Below are 19060 nucleotides of genomic sequence, written 5' to 3' on the forward strand. Positions count from 1 at the left end.
TCGACGCGGCCCTTTGCGCACAAAAGCCGGGATAGCGGCAGTTTTTCCCGCGCGGCCCGAGTAGTCGAATTTCGGGCAGCTTGTCTACCTGCGGTTTTGTTGAGCATAGAGCGTGGGATACTCAAGGGGGTCGCGAAAAACTGCCGCCATCCCTGATTTTTTGCATCAGGCCGACCTGAGGCGACCTAACGCGGGGTGTCGCGGGTCGTAATTGGGTGCGCGACTCGGCTTTGCGATAAACTGCAGGTGGTTCTGCGATTTGAGTCGGGGGTGCGCGTGGGCAAGGCCAAAGCGAAAAAGACGACCGGGGCAAGGGCGAAGCGGGACAAGCGCCGTCGCGCCGCCACGGAGACGAGCGCCGAGGCCGTTCTTGCGAGCGTGCCCGCCGTCGATTCGCTGAAGGATGTGCCGACGTTTGCCGAGGTCGTGCCCGACGATGTGCAGATGGCCGCCTACGAGGCGCTTCTTGGCGAGGCTGAGGAGCCCGAGCAGATGCGCATGGGGTGCGTCGTGAGGCTCGACCGCGGTTTTCCCCTGGTGCTCACGGCCGATGACCTGTTCCGAGCGGAGCATGCCGTCGGCTTTGCCAAGGCGCGGGGCGACGAAGAGGTGTTGCTGCCGGCAGCGGGCGACCGCGTGGCCGTGCGGGTGGCTCCTGGGCACGACATGGGCGTGATCGAGCACGTACTGCCGCGGCGGACGTCCTTCGAGCGCTGGCGCGGCCGTGCGCGCGGCGAGCGCCAGGTGCTCGCGGCTAACGTGGATACCATCCTCATCGTGCAGGCGCTGGGCGCGGGCGAGGTGCTGCTCGACCGCATCGCGCGCTCCATGGTGCTCGCGCTCGACTGCGGGGCGGAGCCGGTGGTCGTGCTGACCAAGGCGGATCGCTGCGGAGCTGATGAGCTCGAGCGGGAGCTTTCGCGCGTGCGCGAGCTCGTGGTCGAGGGCGTGCGGGTCGTGGTGACGTCGTCTGCGGAGGGCGAGGGCCTCGACGAGGTGCGCGCCTGCGTGCCGGCCGGTACCTGCTCGATGATCCTCGGGGAATCCGGCGCCGGCAAGTCGACGCTGCTCAACGCCCTGCTCGGCCACGAGGCGATGGCCACGGGCGGGGTGCGCGAGAAGGACGATGCGGGGCGCCACACGACGGTTTCGCGCGTGCTCATATCCTTGCCGCAGGCCGGCGTGGTGGCCGATGTGCCGGGGCTTCGCAGCCTGCCTTTGGTGGGCCACGAGCGCGGCCTCGCCAAGATGTTTCCCGAGATTGTGGCCGCTGCGCGTGAGTGCCGCTTCAACGACTGCACGCACACGCATGAGCCGGGGTGTGCCGTCCGTGAGGCTGTGGAGGCCGGCGAGGTGTCCCAGGTGCGCTGGGAGACCTTCCGGAGCCTCGCCGACGAGATGCGGGTCTCCGCTGCGTCGCTCGACCCGGACGTGACGCTGTAGGGCGCGTGGCGTCCGCCCGCGGTTTGGGGACAGTCCCCTTTTTGCACACGAACCGCCTTTTCGAGTAATTCGCCCAATGGTTCGGCGACGAGCCCGCGGCGACCATGCGTGTGCAAAAAGGGGACTGTCCCCAAATTGCAGGCGTTGCGGTGGGCAATATTTGCGTGAAGGAACTGTGGAGTTCTCTTCTTTCTAACACCAGTTTTAATACCAGCATGTCGGCGGCCTTGCGCTGCGGCGCGTTGGCGCACGGGAAGAATTCAGTTAGATTCCGGTTAGATTCCGGTTAGTTTGCGGTTAGATTCGTCAGAATTCTCGCAGGTCAGCGAAGCGTTTTTGCACAAGACTTCTCTCCTACCAAAGGCGGCGCGATTGCGCGCGGAGGAGAGGAGCAGCCGGTGAGCCGCAGATTCAAGATCTTGCTTTCGGGGGCGTTCGCGGTTTTGACCGCGGGGCTTTGCCTGCTCTACGGGCAGGAGGTCCGGGCCGACGCCGAGCGGCAGCGCTCCGAGGTACTCGAACGGTTTGGGGGCGAGACGGTGCGGCTCATCGTGGCCACCGACTCCCTTGAGGCCGGCGATACGGTGAGCCGGCAGAACGTGTCCGAGAAGGAATGGGTGGCCGACTTGGCGCCTGAAGGTGCGCTGACCAGCCTCGATGGCGCCGTGGACCGTAAGGTAACGGTGCCAGTGGTTGCGGGCGCGCCGCTGACGGAGCTGAACTTCCGCGACGAGGCCCAGATGCCCGAGGTGCCCGCGGGGTATATTGCCGTGCAGGTGCCGGTGACCGAGAAGCTCGGCCTGCCCGACGCGGTGCCCGCGGGCTCGAGGCTCGTCGCGTACGAGGTGTCCGACGACGGGACGAAGGTGGTTTCGGCCGATATCCGCGTGCTTCTTGCTGCCAGCGCCTCGTCGTCGGCGATGTCGCGCGGTTCGCTCAGTGTTGCGGTGAAGCCGGACTTCGTGGCCGCGATCCTTACGGCGAGCGCCGAGGGAAGCCTGCGGCTCGTCTTGCCGGCGGACGACGTCGAGTCGGGCGAGACGGCCCAGGCGCCGGCGCAGGTGGAGGCCGCGGCGGAAGCGGGCGCCGCGCCTGCCGAGGGCGGTGACGCCAAATGAGCGACAAGTGGCTCGTCTGCTGCGGTGAAGAGGCGCGAGCTGACCTGGGGCCCACACTGGTTGCCTTGGGCGCAACCAATGGCGCCGAGTTCGTAAGGAACCCCGATGACCTGCGGCGCATTGCATCGCAGGACCCCGGACGCTACTCGGCCGCGGTAGGCGCGGGTCTTGAGGGGGTCTCGGCCGTGAACCTGGCGGCAGCGCTTGCGCACGACGGTGATTTTCTCCAGGTCGCGCTGATCGAGCGAGGGGCCTCGGGGTCGCTGCGGTCGCGCGCGGCCCGTGCGGGGATCGATGTCGTGGTGGACCCGGGGGATTTGCCGGCGGCCGGTGCCCGCGAGGTGCCCATTGTGGCGACGACGGACGCGCTGCCCCTGGGTGCCGGGGGCGTTTCGGCGCCGACAGGCGGGACCGCGGCGGCGGATGCGACGGATGCAGGGCCCTCGGCGCCCGAGCCGGCGCCTCTTGCCAAGGGCGTATCGTCGAAAAAGCCGCTGAGTGTGGACAAGCCTCTTGACGGCGCCTGTCGACAGCCTCATGTTCTGCCGACGCCGCCGCAGGTAAAAGGGCGTGCCCCCGTGATCGTCCTGTGCTCCGGCAGGGGCGGTGTGGGCAAGACGTGCCTTGTGGCGGCGCTCGCCGTTGCTGCCGCGGGTTGGGGGCTCAAGGTGTGCGCGCTCGACCTCGACCTCTCGTGCGGGAACCTCTTCAGCTGTTTCGGGCTGCCGGATGGCTACGACCTCGCTCGGTTCGTCGCGGAAGGCGGCGCGGCCGCATTCGAGCGGGCCGGGGCCGCGGCGTGCGAGCACGTGCGGCTGCTCGGGCCGTGCTCGCGGCCGGAGCTCTCCGAGAATGTGATGCCCGCCGTTGAGGGGCTGATCTGTGCCGCGTCGTCGGCGAGTGACCTCGTGGTCGTGGACACCTCGACGACCTTTACCGATGGCGTGGCGCAGGCGGTGCAGCTCGCGGACCGGGTGCTCATCGTCTCGGACGGCGGGCCAGGGTCGGCCGCCGCGACGGCGCGGACGAGCGGCCTTGCGGTGAGGCTGGGCGTTGCCAGGACGAGGCTCGCGCGGCTCGAGAACCACGCGAGCCCGCGCGGGCGGGTGGCCGGCGTGGGCATCGAGACGGGCCTCGAGGCTGCGCGGACCTTTTCGGTGGTGGAGGGCGGCGACGAGGCGCGCGAGCTCTTCGCGGCCGGCCGGGCGTCGGAGCTCTTCGAGCTCGGGTTGCCGCTCGCGGACTCGGCGGCGTCCGTGCTTGCCCAGGTAATGGCCGAGCTGGGGCGGCTGCCCGACTGCGACGCGGCCCGGCACGCGCTTGAGGCGGCTTCGCCGCGCAAGCGATCGTTCTTCGGCAGGAAACGGGAGGTGAGAAGCGCATGAGCGTCCTTGAGAGGGTACAGGAGGCCGAGGCGGCCCAAGGCGTCGCGGATAGCGCCGGCGAGCAGCGCACCTCTGACTTGCGGCATGCCCGCGAGCAGCTCAAACGCGACCTGATCGAGCGCCTGGGCCTGGCGACCATCGCCGGCATGCTCGGCGAGGGCGACTCCGACCGGCCGCGTTCGGAGCTGACGGTCGCGCTCGAGGCCATCCTGAACACAGGCGGCTACGAGGGACTCGCGCCCGATGACCGCCGGCGGCTCGTGCGCGAGGTCGTCGACGAGGTCTGCGGGCTCGGGCCCATCCAAGGGCTTCTCGACGACCCCGAGGTGACGGAGGTCATGATCAACGGCACCGCGTCGCTTTTCTTCGAGAAGGGAGGCGAGCTCGTGCAATCGGATGTGTCGTTCGACTCGCCCGAGCAGATAACCATAACCATCGACCGCATCCTGGCGCCTCTGGGGCGACGCCTCGACCGCTCGAGCCCGCTCGTCAACGCGCGCCTGGCAAACGGTGACCGCGTGAACGCTGTGGCGCGGCCCGTCGCCATCGACGGGCCCTCGGTGACCATCAGAAAGTTTACCGACTCGATCCGCTCGCTGGGCAAGCTCGAGGAGCTGGGCGCCTTGCCGCATTGGTACGCGCAGCTGCTGAGTTGGGCGGTCTCTTGCCGCAAGAGCATCGCGGTCTCAGGAGGCACGGGCTCGGGCAAGACGACCCTACTCAATGCCCTTTCGTGCGAGATCCCGGTGGGGGAGCGCATCGTGACCATCGAGGACTCTGCCGAGCTTCGCTTCGACGCGCACCCCAACGTGGTGAGGCTCGAGGCCCAGGACGCCTCCATCGAGGGGCTCGGCGCGGTGAGTATCCGCGACCTGGTAAAGAACGCGCTGCGTATGCGCCCCGACCGCATCGTCGTGGGCGAGGTGCGCGGCGAGGAGGCCATCGACATGCTGCAGGCCATGAACACGGGCCACGACGGGTCGCTCACCACGCTGCACGCGGGCACGCCGGAGGAGACGGTGATGCGCCTGGTTCTGATGGCGCGCTTCGGCATGGACCTGCCGCCGGAGCTCATCGAGGAGCAGGTGGCGACGGCCCTCGACCTCATCGTGATGTCGCGCAGGCTCAAGGACGGGCGGCGCGCGATCACGGAGCTGGCCGAGGTGAGCCGACGCGAGGACGGTCGCGTGGGACTGACCGTATGCGTCGAGTACCGGCTGCGCGACCGCACGTGGCACCTGGTTCGCGAGCCGGGTTTCTTGGCGGAGGCCATGGACTGCGGGTTTCTTGGCAAAGAGGAGGTGGAGACATGGAGGCGATCCTGCTCGCTACGGTAGGCGCTTGCTCGGCTGCGGCTGCATACGAGCTGCTTGGCAGCGAAGACGAGTCGTCTAAGGTGGCGCACCTGCGCGCGGCGAGGCTCTGCGTACGGGCGTGCGGCGATGCTCTGGGGCGTCTGGCAGCGAGCCGCTTTGTCTCGTGGCTGCTTGCAAACGACGACTGGCGTGAGTGCACAAGTGCGCTGACACGTAAGGCTGCCTCGGCTCAAATCGAGACCGACGAGTCTTTGACCTGCACCGCGTTGCTCGTGGCAACACCTGTGTGCGGGCTTGTGCTCGGAGTGCTCTTCGACACGTGGCTCTGCTTGCCGCTGTGCGCGGGCGCTCTCGCGTTCGGCGTGCCGGCCGCCGCGGCGCATATGCGCGACGTGCAAAGAAAGAAGACGGCCGAGGCGATGCCTATGGTGTTTCGCACGCTCGCGGTCGCGATGGGCGCCGGCATGACGCTCGTCCAGGCGGCGGAGTACACCGGGGCGCACGTCGGCGGCGCGGTGGGCGAGGCGTTCGCGCGGCTCGGCCTGCGCCTGCGGTGCGGCACGGCGACCGAATCCGCCCTCGAGGCGCTGACCGAGGAGCTGCCGGCGCCGGGTGTCGGGCTTCTTGCCGTGGCGCTGACCATCTCGCACCGGACGGGCAGCCCGTTGCGCGGGCTCTTCCAGCGCTCGGCGCGGCTCGTCGAGCGTCAAGGCGAGTTCGAGCGGTTATTGGCCGTCAAAACGGCGCAGGTCAGGCTCTCGGTGAGGGTAGTGTGCCTTCTTCCCGCGGTGATGGTGGCCATTCTCGCGACCATCTCGCCCGACTTCCAGAAGGGCGTCGGGACGCCCGTGGGGATGGGGTGCGTGTGCGCGGCAGCGCTCCTGGACGGCCTCGCCGTCTTCATCATCCGGCGGCTCGTGGCGCAGGTGTTGTGATGAGTGCAGCGACGCTCGCCCTCGCCGTCGGGGCGGCCCTCTCGGCGGGGTGCGCGTGCGCGGCGTTTCTGCGCGGCGATGGACGCGACCCGCTGCGCCGTGACCGCCTGGATGAGCTGGCGCGTGCCGTCGTGTCGTCCGACGCGGTGCGGCGCATCAAGGAGGGGGAGGCCAAGGCGCGCGCGAAGAAGCAATGCGCCGAGCTCATGCCCGTGATGATCGACGTCGTGACGCTTGGCCTCGCGGCGGGCCTCTCGTTCGACGCGTCGCTCGCGCTCTACTGCGAGCGATACGACGATGCCCTTGCCGAGGCGCTCTCCCAGGCCATGCTCTCGTGGCGCGTCGGCGCGGCCACGAGGGGGGAGGCGCTGGAAAAGGCGGCGCGAGACCTCGGGCTGGAGTCGCTTTCGCGTTTCGGCTCGGTAGTCTGCGAGGCGTTGGCGTTCGGGTCGCCCCTCGCCGAGTCGCTCGAGCGGCAGGCGCAGGTGATCCGCGACGAGCAGCGAAGCCGCGTCGAGGAGGAGATAGAGCGGGTGCCGGTGAAGATGCTGATCCCCCTAGGGACGCTCATCGTGCCGGCGATGCTGCTCGCTATTCTGGGCCCGCTTCTGGGGTCCGCGCTGGTATTGGGGTAAGCGCCGTCTTGGCGGCGATGCATGCACAAAGAGAAAGGATGCGGTTATGGAACACGGCAACAAGACGCTGCGAGCGGGCCTCGAACTCGATTGGAGGCTTCGCGACCTGCTTGCGGACGAGCGGGGCCAGGGCACGACGGAGTACGCGATCCTCGTAGGGGTGCTCGTCGTTATCGCCATCGTGGCCATCGTGGCCTTTAGGGGCAAGGTGAGCGAGCTCTGGAGCGCTATCAGCGACGGCATCAACTCGCTGTGAGCCCGCGAAGACATACGGCGCGCACGCTCGCCGTCGCGCTGCTCATGTGTGCGGCGGCGGTGCTCGCGCTCTTTGCGGCTGCGGTGCGGTCGAGGAGCGGCACAAATGAGCGAAACGCTGCCCTTGAGCAGGAGCTTTGCGAACAGCTTGGCTCGGCGCCCCAAGCGGATGCCGAGTCCGCGGACGATGCCGCACGCATCCTGGGCTCAGCCGAGGCGGATGTGCGCAAAAGCGACAAGGAGGTGGCCGACGCCGCCGTCGAGGTGTTGGAGGGCTACGAGGGCCGCCAGGACTGCGTTCTTGCCCGTGCCGGCTACCTCGGGCTCTTCGCGGGGTCGTGGGGCTGCTTGTCGTACGGCGGCGATTGGTCGGAGGTGTGCCTGGTGACGGGTGCCGAGGACGGGGGAAGCGAGGTCAGGACATGGAGGATCACGAGCGCGGAGGTCGAGGCGCTGGGCGACGGGTGATGGGCGAGTCGGGCCAGTCGACGACCGAGTTTTTGCTTGTCGCGATGGCGCTCGTCGCCATGGCGGCGGGGCTCGCGGCCATGTGGCGCGCCGCCGAGTCGGGAAGGCTGCTCCAACTGGCGATGGCCGCCGCCTCACACAGCTCCGAGTCGGGCGTGGTCGCCCTTCTCAAGGACGTTGTGGGGTACTGAACATGAGCGCCCAGGCTGAGAATCCGCACGTAAAATGGCTGGTTTCGGATATTCGCGGCCAGGCGAGCGTCGAGGCGGCGCTTCTGATCCCGTCGCTTCTGGTCGTCGTGGCGCTGCTCGTGCAGCCGGCGTGCCTGCTGTACACGAGGTCGGTCATGTCGGCCGCGGCGGCTGAGGCCGCGCGTCTCGCCGCCACATCCTCCTCGTCGGAAGACGTGACGGCCTTCGTCAAGCGGCGCCTCAAGGCCGTGCCCGAGGTGAACGTCTTCCACTCGGGTGGGGAGAGCGACTGGTCGGTTTCCGTCAGCGGCGCGGGCACGGCCAAGCCGAAGGTTGAGATAACGGGGCACGCCAAGCCGCTGCCGCTCATGGCCGCCATCAGCGGGGCTATAGCGGGCTCGGACGGATCGGGCGTCGTGCTGAAGGTGTCGAAGGAGGTGAGCGCGCGTGCAAGTTGGGTTTCGGGCAAATACTCGGACTGGGTCGGGATCTGGAAGTGAGAAGGCCGCGGCGCGGGTCGGCCGCGCGGCTGGGCCGGCCCTTCTCAGCATAGGGGCGTTCATCGACGACGAGGGCGGCTACACCACGGTCGCCATGGCGGTCGCCCTGCTCGTGAGCCTCACGCTCGTCTTCTCGGCGGCTTCGGCCCAGTGGGTCTCGTCGCGCTCGGCCGAGGTCCAGGAGGTGGCCGATGCCGCGGCGATGGCCGGCGCCAATGCCGTGGCCGCCTACGCAACGATCGCCCAGGCCCTCGATGCCTGCGTGCTCTCGATGGGCCTCACGGGCATCGTCGTCACCGGCGCCGGGTTCGTCGCCTCGTGCGTACCGCCCCTTGCCGCCGCGGGCGCGAAGCTCACGGCGTCAGGGGCCCAGATCCTCGACGCCCGGAGGGACTTCGCAAAGAGCGCGGCCTCCGGCCTGCAGAAACTCGAGTCGGCTCTGCCGGCCATCGTGGTGGCCAACTCCGCCTCCTGCGTGCTGGCCAATTCCGAGGAGGGCCTGGGCTACGGCGGCTGCGCGGTGCCCTACCCGCAAAAATCGCAGTCGGACTTCTCGGCGCTCGACGCTGACGTGGACGATTCGGCGGCTGAGGGCCTGGCCGAGCAGATGCGCTCGCTCGCCGCCGAGGAGAAGGCCGCGAAGAAGGCCGCCGACGACGCGAAGGACCGCGGCTGGCGCGCGGACTGCGGAAACAACCCCTCGTACTGCATGTACCAGCGCACAAGCACGCTGGCGGGGCTCGGCGGCGACGAGAACCCGATGTACCCCACGCGCGACTCGTGGAACTTCGGCGCGGCGCTCTTGCGTGCGCGCAACTACTACGCGGCGAGGTTGCGGGCCTGTGAGGTCACGGGGTCGAACGGCGAGGAGCTCACCGACTCGGCGTGCCTGCGGGCGTTTTTCGGCTACGCGCTCAATAAGGTCCGGCAGGGCTCGTACTCGGAGGACGCCGACGGCGCGGTGAGCATCGATTTGCCGAGCTTGCCGCACGACACCGCCGAGACGCGCGAGACCGAGCTCTTCACGGACCGCGTTTGGCCCTGCACGGCAGAGGGGTCAGGCCGCGTGCTGCATTCGTCGATGTCGTGCCCCGGGGCGCAGGGCGCCTACGACGGGGACGCGTCTCTTGCCGACCTGGACGCAGGGGGTGTGCTGCTGTGTGAGGAATGCCGCATGAGCGTGGGCAACATGGGGCGAGCTGCCGCTGCCTCGACCTCCATCGGGAACGGCTTCGAGCACTGGTGGCGCGAGGTCGTCGAGGCGTCGAAGGACTATCAAGAGGCCAGAAACCGAGAGGTGGCGGCCAAGAAGAGCCTGAAACAGAAGGCGTCGGAGGGCGCCGACCTCTTCAAGAAGGCGATGGAGGCGCTGAGCGTCGTGAGGCCCAAGCTCTGCCCGCCGGGGGCCTACGGCTGCGTCGCCGTGGTGGTGCGCGGCCCGGGCACGGCCGTCCCCTCCGAGCTCACGGCCGCGTTCATCTCCTCGGCCGAGCTGCCTGCGGGGGCCGCCGTGTCCGCGGCGGCGCTCGCCCCCGACTCATCCACTGCCGAGAACAACATCCTGGCGAGTTTCTTTGATGGCCTTGCGGCAAATAATTCGCTGGTAGGAGGGATGCTTGATGGCGTGGCGACGCTTTGGGGCAAGCTTTTGGTGGGCTACGGGTCGGCTTATGGGTCTCTTGCCGAAGCGGGCGATGGGCTTCTGGATAAGCTCGACGGCGTGCTCGGCGGGTCGGTCGGCTCCTGGCTCAAAGGCAAGCTGTCGGAGATCATGGGCGCGACGGGCCTCGAGCCTGCCGACATGCGCCTGCGAAAACCGGTCCTTGCGAACACGGGCGATGTGCTGGCCAAGGCCGGCTACGACCGGGCGTCGACAGTCCGCTCGCTCATCAACGCGATTCCCGATTCCGGCAGCGCCAGCGACTACGTGCGTGCGCTCGGCGTGTGGGCGGTCGACACCTTCGCGGAGGACGAGTACACGGTGGCTGAGCTCACCGTGCCGGGGACGAAGATCAAGATTCCGCTCAAGGTAGACGTGAAGAAGCTGGTGAGCTCGCTATGAGGGCGGGGCGCCTGCAGAGGGCGGGGCGTACGCGGAGTGCCGGTAGCGCACGGGGGGCGGTGAGGCTGCTCACCGATGGAAAGGGACAGATGACGGTCGAGCTCGCGGTGCTCATTCCGCCGGCGATCATCGTCGCGCTTATCGTGTTCAACCTCATGGGCTTTATCGACGCATGCGCGGCGTTCGACCGCCTGAGCCTCGACGCCGTGGTGGCGCACGGGGTTGCGCCGTCGGGCACGCAGACGGAGGCGACGGGCGCCTCGGAGGTGCAGGCGGCCATCGCCTCGGCCCTCGGGCGCGAGGGGACCTGCGAGGTGAGCGTGAGCGTCGAGGATGTGGGCTCGGGCGAGTCGTCGAGTGCGTTCGTGGTCTCGCCGCTGCTCAGGCGGTTCGTCTGCAGGCTCACGTACAAGCCGTGGCCGAGCTCGGTGCGCATGCCCGGGATCACGCTGGATGCGCCGCTGGCGCTCAGCCACGAGCGCTCGATCGTGGTGGACAGGTATCGACCGGGGGTGGTGGTCTGATGACGATGGCGAGGTTCGGGGTGGACGAGCGGCCGGGGGCGGCCGTGGAGGTCAAGGTGCTCAATACCTGGGCGCAAAGGCTTCGGGGCCTTCTGGGAACGGGCCCCGAGGCTGGGCCCGTGGTGCTCACGCGCTGTTCGTCGGTGCATACCTTCGGCATGGCGTACGACCTGGACGTGGCGTTCGTGGACGCATCGGGCGAGATCGTCGAGGTGGTCCGTGCCTTGCCGCCCGGCCGGGTCGTCTCATCGCCCTCGGCCTCGTGCGTGTTTGAGCGGCCGGCGGCGGGCGGCGCATGGCTTGAAGCCGGCGAGCACCTGTGGACAAGCGCCTTGTGGGGCGAGGGCGCCCCGCACGGAGAGATTGGAGAGCGCGATGGCAAGATCATTCGGCAAGAAGACCTGCCCAAGGTGTGGGCAGCAGCTCTACGAGGATATGACCGTGTGCTACGGGTGCCTCTACGACTTCACGAGAAAGAACAACGGCCCGTCTGAGACTGCGGCTACACAGGTGGACGCCGCGCAGATAGATGGCTCATTGTCTGACGGGCGACGGGCGGGGGAGGAGCGCGCGGAGGTCTTATCGAGGGCCTCGGCAACCGCTCTGCCGGGCGCTGCCGGCGCAGCCAAGGACGGCGGCTCCGCTGGCGCGGCCAGGGCCTCGCGTCCCGACGACGAGCTGACGACCGTGCTCGACGAGCCCGCGGCGGCAGGCTCCCGGCACATGGTGTGGGTAAAGACGCCGGCGGCCGACGTGCTCGTCCCGCTCGACGCCGCCGGCATCTCCGTCGGCCGCGGATCGGGCAACGGCATCGTGCTCCACAACAAAGCGGTATCCAGGAGGCACCTGCGTATCGTGCCCGCCGCGGGCGGCGCCGAGGTGCGCGACCTCGGTTCCACGAACCCCGCGCGCGTCAACGGCCGGGCCATAACAAATAAGGCGCTGGTCGCCTGGGGAGAGGAGGTCGAGCTCGGAGGGGCCGTGCTCGCCATCTGCGAGTAGGCCTCTTGAACAACTGTATAGTGGAGTATACAATCATGGTTATCAAACAGACAGGGTATTTCGGAAAGTGGCTGCAGGGGCTTCGCGACAAGAACGACATGCGGCGGCTGGTGGCCGCCATCGAGGTCGCCTCTCTTTGCGGCGGCTTCATGGACGTCAAATACACGGGCCGAGGCATCTACGAAGCTCGGTTCCATTTTGGCCCGGGGTACCGGATCTACTACGCCTCCCGCGGCGAACAGATCATCCTGCTCGTGGCCGGAGGGGACAAGGGCTCGCAACGCCGAGACATTGGGAACGCGCGAAGGATCAACGCACTGCTTCTGGAGGGGAGAGAAGATGATTTCCGAGACGGATCTGAGGGTTAGCGAGTGGCGCGCAGCCGACTTCATCAACGATAAGGAAGACGTCATCGGCTACATCAACGGGCTTCTTGAGCAAGGCGACGACGACGTGTTGCTGGAAGCCCTCGGCGACATCGCTCGCTCGGAGGGCATGACGAAGCTTGCGAGAGAGACCGGGATCACCCGCGATGGCCTGTACAAGGCCCTCGCGGCAAGCGGCAATCCCAGCTACTCGACGGTGCGCAAGGTGTTCGCCGCTCTGGGCCTCGAGCTGAGGGTCGTGCCCGCCGACCCCGCTAAGGCTCAAAGCGCCTAAGGCTCTGTTATCCTCGGCATAAACGCCCGCTCAGCTTTCTTACAGATGGAGCCCTTCATGGTTTCTCGTCTTCGCACCTTCCGCTCCTGCGGCCTGTGGCTCTCGTTGGTCGCGGCCGTGGTCCTCGCCCTTGCGGCCGCTCCCGCGGTTGCGCTCGCGCGCGAGTACTCCATCACCAAGGTGGACATCGACGCCACGGTGGCCGAGGACGGCACGCTGCGCGTCGAGGAGTCGCGGACCTTCGACTTCGACGGCGGCTTCCACGGCGTCTATTGGAAAATACCCACGGGCTACAACAGCTCGAACGGCAAGAGCGTCGACGTCGCGGTGGTGAGCGCGGGCGAGGGCAGCGGCTCGCAGGCAACGCCGTTCACCAAAGACGACACCGGCTCCGAAAGCGACGGCACCTACACCGTGACCGACAATTCGGGCTACACCGAGCTCAAGATCTACTCCGCCCATGAGGACGAGTCCGCCACCTTCACCATCGTCTACGAGGCCACGGGCATCGTCACGCGCTGGAAAGACACCGGCGAGCTCTACTGGAAGTTCGTCTCGGACGGCTGGGACGTCGAGTCGCAAAACGTCACCTGCACGCTGCATTTGCCGGTTGCCGCGGGCGAGTCCGTGTCCGCCGGCGACAACGTGCGCGCCTGGGGCCACGGCCCGCTCGACGCCTCGGTCTCGTTTGCCGGCGACGACGTCGTCTTCTCGGTCCCCGGGGTCGGCACCTCCCAATACGCCGAGATGCGCGTTATGTTCCCGACGTCGTGGATCTCGGCCTGCGAGGAGTCGTCGATCTCGAAGGCGTCGATAATCCTCTCGCAGGAGCAAAAGTGGGCCGACGAGGCCAATGAGCGCCGCGCCGCCGCCCGTCGCAACCAGGCGCTCGCCGTCGGCGTCCCCGCCGTGATCGCGGCCGGCTCGGCCGCGATCACGGCGGGGACGCGCCGCCGCTACAAGGTCCTGTCCGCGCCCGAGTTCCAGGACGAGTACTTCCGTGACGTGCCGGCCGATGAGCACCCCGCGGTCCTGGGCGCCCTCTACCGCACCGATCTGCCCGATGCCAACGAGCTCACGGCCACGCTCATGAACCTGACCGACCGCGGCTACATCCGGCTCGACAAGATCGTGACCACCAGGCGCGGCGTTCTTGGCGAGAAGACCAAGTCCGACTACCAGGTGACGAAGCTCAAGAACATCACCAAGGTGAGCCCCGAGGCGCGCCGCGCCGGCGACTCGCTCGCCATCGACTTCGAGGTCAGCCGCTTCCTCTTCGACACCGTGGCGCTCAAGAACGATGAGCCGGGCGACACGGTCCGCCTCTCCGAGTTCCGCAAGGTGGCCAAGAGCAACCCGTCCGACTACATGCGCGGCTGGAACGCCTGGGCGCTCATGGCCTCCAAGCGCTATGAGGACCGCTTCGCCAAGGGCGCGGGGTCTGCCCGGGGCAAGGGGGCACTCATCGCGCTCGGCGTCGTCGATTGCATCGTCGCGCTCGTCGCGCTGTTCTTCCTACTTTTCCTCGACGCGAGCATTTTGATGACCATCGCCATGCCGGTCGCGCTTCTTGCCGTAGGCGTCTTCGCGATTGGATGCGGGGCCGAGATGAAAAAGCTCAACCGCGACGGCATCGAGACCAAGGCGAAGCTCGAGGCGCTGCGCCGCTGGCTTCTTGAGTTCACCAAGCTCGATGAGGCCGTGCCCACCGACGTCGTGCTCTGGAACCGCCTGCTCACCATGGCCGTCGTGCTCGGCGTGTCCAAGGAGGTCATCAAGCAGCTCGAGGTCGCGGCGCCGGAGCTTTTGAACGACCCGTGCTTCATGCCGTACTACGGCTGGTGCTATTACGGTGACGGGCGCCCGGAGCCGCCGTGCGACGCCTTCTCGAGCGGCATGGCCGCGGCCCACGAGGTGTCGTCGGCCGCGCTGGCGGCGTCCTCCGACAGTACCGGCGGCGGGGGCGGCGGCGGTTTCTCTGATGGCGGGGGCGGCGGCTTCGGCGGAGGCGGGGGCGGCGGCGCCTTCTAGCTGCGATTTATTGGTCCCTTTAAGCGACCGTAGCCAAAACGTAACAAAAACGTCGTCCCAATCGGGCGTTTTGGGGCGTACAGTAAGGCCCAATCGAATAGCGCACCTAAACCGATGAGACGGAAAGTAGGCGCCAGCGCACGAAGAGCGAGCCCGGGATGGTGGGAGCCGGGAGGTAAGCGGGACGTCGAATGGGCCGTCGAGGGCGCACCGAAAGCAAGGCTTCAAGCCGGGCGAGTAGGCTGCGACGTGCAGGTTCACGTTAGCAACCAGGAGCGTGTTGGCGTTCCGCAAAAAGGGCACGGCGAGCTATCGCCGTGAACCAAGGTGGCACCGCGGGTTCATATCCTGAGCTCGTCCTTGGCATTTCTATCAGCTGAGGACGGGCATTTTTTATGCCCTCCCCGCAACGTACGAAGGAGGGTTTATGTCAAACGAAGAGCAGGTCAAGACAGGTAACGGCGTCGAAGCCGCCTCGGCCGCGGCGTCCCCGTCGCTTGTTGAGGTCGCGGCAATCGCCGCCGCCGACGCGACGTTTCGGCGCGTGCCCGTCAAGCGCGAGCTCATGGCCGACGCCTTTACCACCATCGAGGCCATGCGCCGCGTGCGCGCCGTCTCCAACCACTGCTTTCTGCTGGAGTCCGCCGAGGCCGACGCCCGCTGGGGCCGTTACAGCTTCCTGGGCTTCTCGCCGTCGGTGGAGCTCACGTGCGTGAACGGCGAGCTTACGGTGACCACGGACGTCGAGGGGCCGAACCCGCAGGTTGTCCGCGCGCAGGTGGATCACCCCGGCCATGCCCTGCGCGAGCTCATTGCCCGCCACAAGTCGCCGCAGCTTCCGGGCTTCCCGCCCTTTGCCGGCGGCCTCGTGGGCTACTTCTCCTACGACTACCTCAAGTACGCCGAGCCCACGCTGCGTCGCGAGGGCATGGGGCGCGAGGACTTCCTCGACGCAGACCTCATGGTCTTCGACCGCGTGATCTGCTTCGACTCGTATCGCCAGAAGGTCGTGCTCGTGTCCTCGGTGGACGTGAGCGACCCCGCGCAAGGTGCCATGGCCGCGTCCTACAGCGCGGCCGTCGCCGAGCTCGACCGCATGCAAGAGATCCTGACCACGGGCGAGAAGCACGACTTCGCCCCGCTTCACCTCGAGCGTGACCTGGCGCCCGTCTACGACCAGGAGCGCTACGAGCAGATGGTCCGCACGGCCCAGGGGCACATCCACGAGGGCGACATCTTCCAGGTGGTGCTCTCCGACCCCATCACGGCGCCGGCGACCGGCAGCCTCTTCGACGTCTACCGCACGCTTCGCTGCACGAACCCCTCACCGTACATGGTCTTCATGACCTCCGACGACGTCGAGATCGCGGCCGCCAGCCCCGAGACCCTGGCCAAACTGGAGAACGGCAAGCTCTTCACGTACCCGCTCGCGGGCACCCGTCCGCGCGGCAAGACGCCCGAGGAGGACGCGGAGCTCGAGCGCGGCCTTCTTGCCGACGAGAAGGAGCTCGCCGAGCACAACATGCTGGTCGACCTGGGGCGTAACGATATCGGCCGCGTGGCGGCGCTGGGCAGCGTCGAGGTGGAGAGCTATCACAACGTGCTGCGCTTCAGCCACGTGATGCACATCGGCTCCACCGTCAGCGGGCGAATCGCCGCCGATAAGGACGCCGTGGACGTGATCGACTCCATCCTGCCGGCGGGCACGCTCTCCGGTGCGCCGAAGCTGCGCGCCTGCCAGATCATCTCCGAACTCGAGGGCGCCAAGCGCGGCATCTACGGCGGCGCCATCGGCTACCTGGACTTCTCGGGAAACCTAGACACCTGCATCGGCATCCGCCTGGCCTACAAGAAGAACGGCGAGGTCTGCGTGCAGTCCGGGGCCGGCATCGTGGCCGATTCCGTGCCCGCCCGCGAGTTCCAGGAGTGCACTAACAAGGCGCGCGCCGTCGTCGAGGCCGTGCGCGCCGCGGAAGGGGGCCTCGCATGATTGTCCTTATCGACAACTACGACAGCTTCTCCTACAACCTCTACCAGCTGCTCGGCGGCATCGAGCCGGACATTCGCGTCCTGCGAAACGACGCCGTGGGCGTGTCCGAGCTCGCCGCCATGGAGCCTGCGGGCATCGTGCTCTCGCCGGGGCCGGGCCGCCCCGCCGACGCGGGCATCTGCGAGGACGTGGTCCGCGAGCTCACGGGGCGGGTGCCGATCCTGGGCGTGTGCCTGGGCCACCAGGCCATCTGCGAGGCGCTCGGCGGCACCGTCACGTATGCGGCCGAGCTCATGCACGGCAAGTCGTCCATGGTGGACGTCGAGCCGGGGTCGCGCCTCTTTGCGGGACTTCCCGCGCAGGCCGAGGTCGCGCGCTACCACTCGCTGGAGGCCGACGAGGCGAGCCTGCCCGCCTGCCTTCGCGTGACGGCCCGCACCGCCGACGTGCGCCGCGAGGTCATGGCCGTCGAGCACGTGGGCGCCCCGACCTTCGGCGTCCAGTTCCACCCGGAGTCCATCCTCACGCCTGACGGGCAGGCCATGGCCAAGAACTTCGTCGCCATCTGCAGGAGTGGACAAAGGGACAGTCCCTTTGTCCACTAACGAAAGGAAGCATCAAATGATCAAGGAAGCCATCGAGAAGATCGTCATGAAGGACGATCTCACCTACGACGAGGCCTACACCACCATGCGCGAGATCATGCGCGGCGAGACCTCCGCCACCCAGAACGCCGCCTTCTTGGCCGCGCTCTCCACCAAGTCAACCAAGGCCGAGACCATCGACGAGATATCCGGCTGCGCCTCGGCCATGCGCGAGCTCGCCACCCCGGTGCCGCACCCCGGCATCGAGACCCTCGAGATCGTGGGCACGGGCGGCGACCGCTCCAACACCTTCAACATCTCCACCACCGCGGCCATCATCTGCGCGGCCGCGGGCACCAAGGTGACCAAGCACGGCAACCGCGCCGCCAGCTCCAAGTGCGGCACCGCCGACTGCCTGGAGGCCCTCGGCGTTAACCTCGACCAGTCGCCCGAGAAGGTCGTATCCGAGCTTTCCGGCTGCGGTATGGCGTTTCTCTTCGCGCAGCGCTACCACGCGGCCATGAAGTACGTCGGCCCCATCCGCAAGGAGCTGGGCATCCGCACCGTCTTCAACATCCTGGGGCCGCTCACCAACCCCGCCCGCCCCGAGTACTTCCTGCTGGGCGTCTACGACGAGTACCTGGTGGAGCCCGTGGCCAAGGTCCTCTTCAAGCTTGGCGCCAAGCGGGCGCTCGTGGTCTATGGCCGCGACCGCATGGACGAGATCAGCCTCTCGGCCGAGACCGCGGTCTGCGAGCTTTCGGGCGGCGAGACCCGCACCTACGTGATCGGGCCCGAGGACTTCGGCCTTGCTCGCTGCGAGAAGGCCGACCTCGTGGGCGGCGAGCCTGCCGAGAACGCCGCGGCCGTCCGCGCGATTCTTGCCGGCGAGGAGCACGGCCCCAAGCGCAGCGCCGCCCTGCTCAACGCCGGCGCCGCCCTCTACGCCGCCGGCGCCGCCGAGTCCATCCAGGCGGGCATCGCCCGCGCGGCCGAGGCCGTCGACTCCGGCGCGGCCGCGGCGACCCTTGCGGCCTTCGTCAAAGAGAGCAACGAGTAATGCCGGCCGAGGACCCCAAAGCAGGCAATATCCTGGAGAAGATCGCCGCGCGCACGCGCGAGCGCGTCGAGGCCGAGAAGCGCGAGGTGCCTCTTGCCGAGATGGCCTGCCGCGCCCGTGCCGTGGCCACGGCGGAGCTCGCGGCGTCGCCGACGGGGGAGTTCGCCTTCCCGTTCGAGGCCGCGCTTCGCGCCGAGGGCATGTCGTTTATCTGCGAGGTCAAGAAGGCGTCGCCCTCCAAGGGCCTGATCAGCCCCGAGTTCGACCCCATGGCCATAGCGCGCGAGTACGAGGCTGCGGGCGCCGCCGCCGTGAGCTGCCTCACCGAGCCCTTCTGGTTCCAGGGCGCCGACGACTACCTCACGGCCATTGCCGACGCCGTGAGCATCCCGGTGCTGCGCAAGGACTTCGTGGTGGACGAGTACATGGTCTACCAGGCTCGTGCCATCGGCGCCTCGGCTGTGCTCCTTATTTGCAGCATCCTCAATGACGAGCAGCTCACAGCCTATGTTTCGCTCGCGCACGACCTCGGGCTCACGGCGCTCGTGGAGGCCTACGAGCCCGAGGAGGTGCCGCGCGCCATCGCCGCCGGCGCCCGCGTGGTGGGCGTCAACAACCGCGACCTGTGCACCTTCCAGGTGGACTTCGGCCGCAGCATCGACCTGCGCCCGATGGTGGGCGAGGGGCGCGTCTTCGTGTCCGAGTCCGGCGTCGAGACGCGCGACGACGTTGCGCGCCTCGAGGCCGCGGGCGTGGACGCCGTCCTTATCGGCGAGACCCTCATGCGCGCCGCCGACAAGCGTGCCATGTTGGGCGACCTGCGCGGACCTGCAAAAGGGACAGTCCCTTCTGCGGGTGCCGATGCAAAACCTGCAAAAGGGACTGTCCCCTTTGCAGGTCC

21 protein-coding genes are annotated in these 19060 nt (G+C 68.0%); all 21 read left to right on the top strand.

Going from position 1 to position 19060, the window contains the following annotated elements; translation table 11 throughout:
- The first annotated feature begins 276 nt into the window (after positions 1-276).
- Positions 277-1443, top strand: a complete 1167-nt coding sequence (gene rsgA, locus U5709_RS01920; RefSeq protein ID WP_321970580.1) for a ribosome small subunit-dependent GTPase A — start codon at positions 277-279, stop codon at positions 1441-1443.
- A 398-nt stretch (positions 1444-1841) separates the two neighbouring features.
- Positions 1842-2561: an SAF domain-containing protein gene (locus U5709_RS01925; RefSeq protein ID WP_321970581.1), complete on the top strand. Its 720-nt coding sequence runs from the start codon at positions 1842-1844 to the stop codon at positions 2559-2561.
- Positions 2558-3946, top strand: a complete 1389-nt coding sequence (locus U5709_RS01930) for a P-loop NTPase (RefSeq protein WP_321970582.1) — start codon at positions 2558-2560, stop codon at positions 3944-3946. Before U5709_RS01925 ends, U5709_RS01930 begins: the two co-directional genes overlap by 4 nt.
- Complete coding sequence (locus tag U5709_RS01935; RefSeq protein ID WP_321972649.1) at positions 3943-5283, top strand: CpaF family protein; 1341 nt, start codon at positions 3943-3945, stop codon at positions 5281-5283. Before U5709_RS01930 ends, U5709_RS01935 begins: the two co-directional genes overlap by 4 nt.
- Positions 5256-6197, top strand: a complete 942-nt coding sequence (locus tag U5709_RS01940; RefSeq protein ID WP_321970584.1) for a type II secretion system F family protein — start codon at positions 5256-5258, stop codon at positions 6195-6197. Before U5709_RS01935 ends, U5709_RS01940 begins: the two co-directional genes overlap by 28 nt.
- Complete coding sequence (locus tag U5709_RS01945) at positions 6197-6832, top strand: type II secretion system F family protein (RefSeq protein ID WP_321972650.1); 636 nt, start codon at positions 6197-6199, stop codon at positions 6830-6832. The genes U5709_RS01940 and U5709_RS01945 overlap by 1 nt, the downstream gene beginning before the upstream one ends.
- 46 nt (positions 6833-6878) lie before the next feature.
- Positions 6879-7088: a hypothetical protein gene (locus tag U5709_RS01950; RefSeq protein ID WP_321970586.1), complete on the top strand. Its 210-nt coding sequence runs from the start codon at positions 6879-6881 to the stop codon at positions 7086-7088.
- Positions 7085-7555 (top strand): hypothetical protein, encoded by a 471-nt coding sequence (locus tag U5709_RS01955; protein ID WP_321970587.1) that lies wholly within the window; start codon positions 7085-7087, stop codon positions 7553-7555. The genes U5709_RS01950 and U5709_RS01955 overlap by 4 nt, the downstream gene beginning before the upstream one ends.
- Entirely contained in the window at positions 7555-7746 is a 192-nt protein-coding gene (locus U5709_RS01960; protein WP_321970588.1) for a hypothetical protein, read from the top strand. Before U5709_RS01955 ends, U5709_RS01960 begins: the two co-directional genes overlap by 1 nt.
- Positions 7747-7748: 2 nt before the next feature.
- Complete coding sequence (locus U5709_RS01965) at positions 7749-8246, top strand: TadE/TadG family type IV pilus assembly protein (RefSeq protein WP_321970589.1); 498 nt, start codon at positions 7749-7751, stop codon at positions 8244-8246.
- Positions 8194-10308, top strand: coding sequence for a hypothetical protein (locus U5709_RS01970; RefSeq protein ID WP_321972651.1), 2115 nt, complete (start codon positions 8194-8196; stop codon positions 10306-10308). The genes U5709_RS01965 and U5709_RS01970 overlap by 53 nt, the downstream gene beginning before the upstream one ends.
- 89 nt (positions 10309-10397) lie before the next feature.
- A complete protein-coding gene (locus U5709_RS01975; RefSeq protein WP_321972461.1) occupies positions 10398-10832 on the top strand; it encodes a hypothetical protein in 435 nt (144 codons plus the stop codon).
- A gap of 5 nt (positions 10833-10837) precedes the next feature.
- Complete coding sequence (locus U5709_RS10640; protein WP_415913443.1) at positions 10838-11326, top strand: DUF192 domain-containing protein; 489 nt, start codon at positions 10838-10840, stop codon at positions 11324-11326.
- Complete coding sequence (locus tag U5709_RS01980; protein WP_321972460.1) at positions 11208-11834, top strand: FHA domain-containing protein; 627 nt, start codon at positions 11208-11210, stop codon at positions 11832-11834. The genes U5709_RS10640 and U5709_RS01980 overlap by 119 nt, the downstream gene beginning before the upstream one ends.
- Before the next feature lie 35 nt (positions 11835-11869).
- Positions 11870-12202, top strand: a complete 333-nt coding sequence (locus U5709_RS01985; RefSeq protein ID WP_321972459.1) for a type II toxin-antitoxin system RelE/ParE family toxin — start codon at positions 11870-11872, stop codon at positions 12200-12202.
- Positions 12174-12494 carry an addiction module antidote protein gene (locus tag U5709_RS01990; protein ID WP_321972458.1) on the top strand — a complete coding sequence of 107 codons (321 nt, stop codon included), beginning with the start codon at positions 12174-12176 and terminating at the stop codon, positions 12492-12494. Before U5709_RS01985 ends, U5709_RS01990 begins: the two co-directional genes overlap by 29 nt.
- A gap of 57 nt (positions 12495-12551) precedes the next feature.
- On the top strand, positions 12552-14525 hold the full coding sequence (locus U5709_RS01995; RefSeq protein WP_321972457.1) for a DUF2207 domain-containing protein: 1974 nt from the start codon (positions 12552-12554) through the stop codon (positions 14523-14525).
- A gap of 427 nt (positions 14526-14952) precedes the next feature.
- Positions 14953-16515 carry an anthranilate synthase component I family protein gene (locus tag U5709_RS02000; RefSeq protein WP_321972456.1) on the top strand — a complete coding sequence of 521 codons (1563 nt, stop codon included), beginning with the start codon at positions 14953-14955 and terminating at the stop codon, positions 16513-16515.
- Complete coding sequence (locus U5709_RS02005) at positions 16512-17120, top strand: aminodeoxychorismate/anthranilate synthase component II (RefSeq protein WP_321972455.1); 609 nt, start codon at positions 16512-16514, stop codon at positions 17118-17120. The genes U5709_RS02000 and U5709_RS02005 overlap by 4 nt, the downstream gene beginning before the upstream one ends.
- A gap of 16 nt (positions 17121-17136) precedes the next feature.
- Positions 17137-18159, top strand: coding sequence for an anthranilate phosphoribosyltransferase (gene trpD / locus U5709_RS02010; protein WP_321972454.1), 1023 nt, complete (start codon positions 17137-17139; stop codon positions 18157-18159).
- Positions 18159-19060: indole-3-glycerol phosphate synthase TrpC (gene trpC, locus U5709_RS02015; protein ID WP_321972652.1), on the top strand; the 902-nt coding region annotated here is incomplete at its 3' end. The genes trpD and trpC, both read left to right, overlap by 1 nt.

The sequence above is a fragment of the Paratractidigestivibacter sp. genome, assembly GCF_963660155.1.
Taxonomy (GTDB): Bacteria; Actinomycetota; Coriobacteriia; order Coriobacteriales; family Atopobiaceae; genus Paratractidigestivibacter.

Excerpts from the sequence above, each read along its gene's own strand:
- U5709_RS01930 (WP_321970582.1), top strand. The coding sequence starts at position 2,558 with ATGAGCGACAAGTGGCTCGTCTGCTGCGGTGAAGAGGCGCGAGCTGAC.
- U5709_RS01935 (WP_321972649.1), top strand. The coding sequence starts at position 3,943 with ATGAGCGTCCTTGAGAGGGTACAGGAGGCCGAGGCGGCCCAAGGCGTC.
- U5709_RS01940 (WP_321970584.1), top strand. The coding sequence starts at position 5,256 with ATGGAGGCGATCCTGCTCGCTACGGTAGGCGCTTGCTCGGCTGCGGCT.
- U5709_RS01945 (WP_321972650.1), top strand. The coding sequence starts at position 6,197 with ATGAGTGCAGCGACGCTCGCCCTCGCCGTCGGGGCGGCCCTCTCGGCG.
- U5709_RS01950 (WP_321970586.1), top strand. The coding sequence starts at position 6,879 with ATGGAACACGGCAACAAGACGCTGCGAGCGGGCCTCGAACTCGATTGG.
- U5709_RS01960 (WP_321970588.1), top strand. The coding sequence starts at position 7,555 with ATGGGCGAGTCGGGCCAGTCGACGACCGAGTTTTTGCTTGTCGCGATG.
- U5709_RS01965 (WP_321970589.1), top strand. The coding sequence starts at position 7,749 with ATGAGCGCCCAGGCTGAGAATCCGCACGTAAAATGGCTGGTTTCGGAT.
- U5709_RS01975 (WP_321972461.1), top strand. The coding sequence starts at position 10,398 with ATGACGGTCGAGCTCGCGGTGCTCATTCCGCCGGCGATCATCGTCGCG.
- U5709_RS10640 (WP_415913443.1), top strand. The coding sequence starts at position 10,838 with ATGGCGAGGTTCGGGGTGGACGAGCGGCCGGGGGCGGCCGTGGAGGTC.
- U5709_RS01980 (WP_321972460.1), top strand. The coding sequence starts at position 11,208 with ATGGCAAGATCATTCGGCAAGAAGACCTGCCCAAGGTGTGGGCAGCAG.
- U5709_RS01985 (WP_321972459.1), top strand. The coding sequence starts at position 11,870 with ATGGTTATCAAACAGACAGGGTATTTCGGAAAGTGGCTGCAGGGGCTT.
- U5709_RS01990 (WP_321972458.1), top strand. The coding sequence starts at position 12,174 with ATGATTTCCGAGACGGATCTGAGGGTTAGCGAGTGGCGCGCAGCCGAC.
- U5709_RS01995 (WP_321972457.1), top strand. The coding sequence starts at position 12,552 with ATGGTTTCTCGTCTTCGCACCTTCCGCTCCTGCGGCCTGTGGCTCTCG.
- U5709_RS02000 (WP_321972456.1), top strand. The coding sequence starts at position 14,953 with ATGTCAAACGAAGAGCAGGTCAAGACAGGTAACGGCGTCGAAGCCGCC.
- U5709_RS02005 (WP_321972455.1), top strand. The coding sequence starts at position 16,512 with ATGATTGTCCTTATCGACAACTACGACAGCTTCTCCTACAACCTCTAC.
- trpD (WP_321972454.1), top strand. The coding sequence starts at position 17,137 with ATGATCAAGGAAGCCATCGAGAAGATCGTCATGAAGGACGATCTCACC.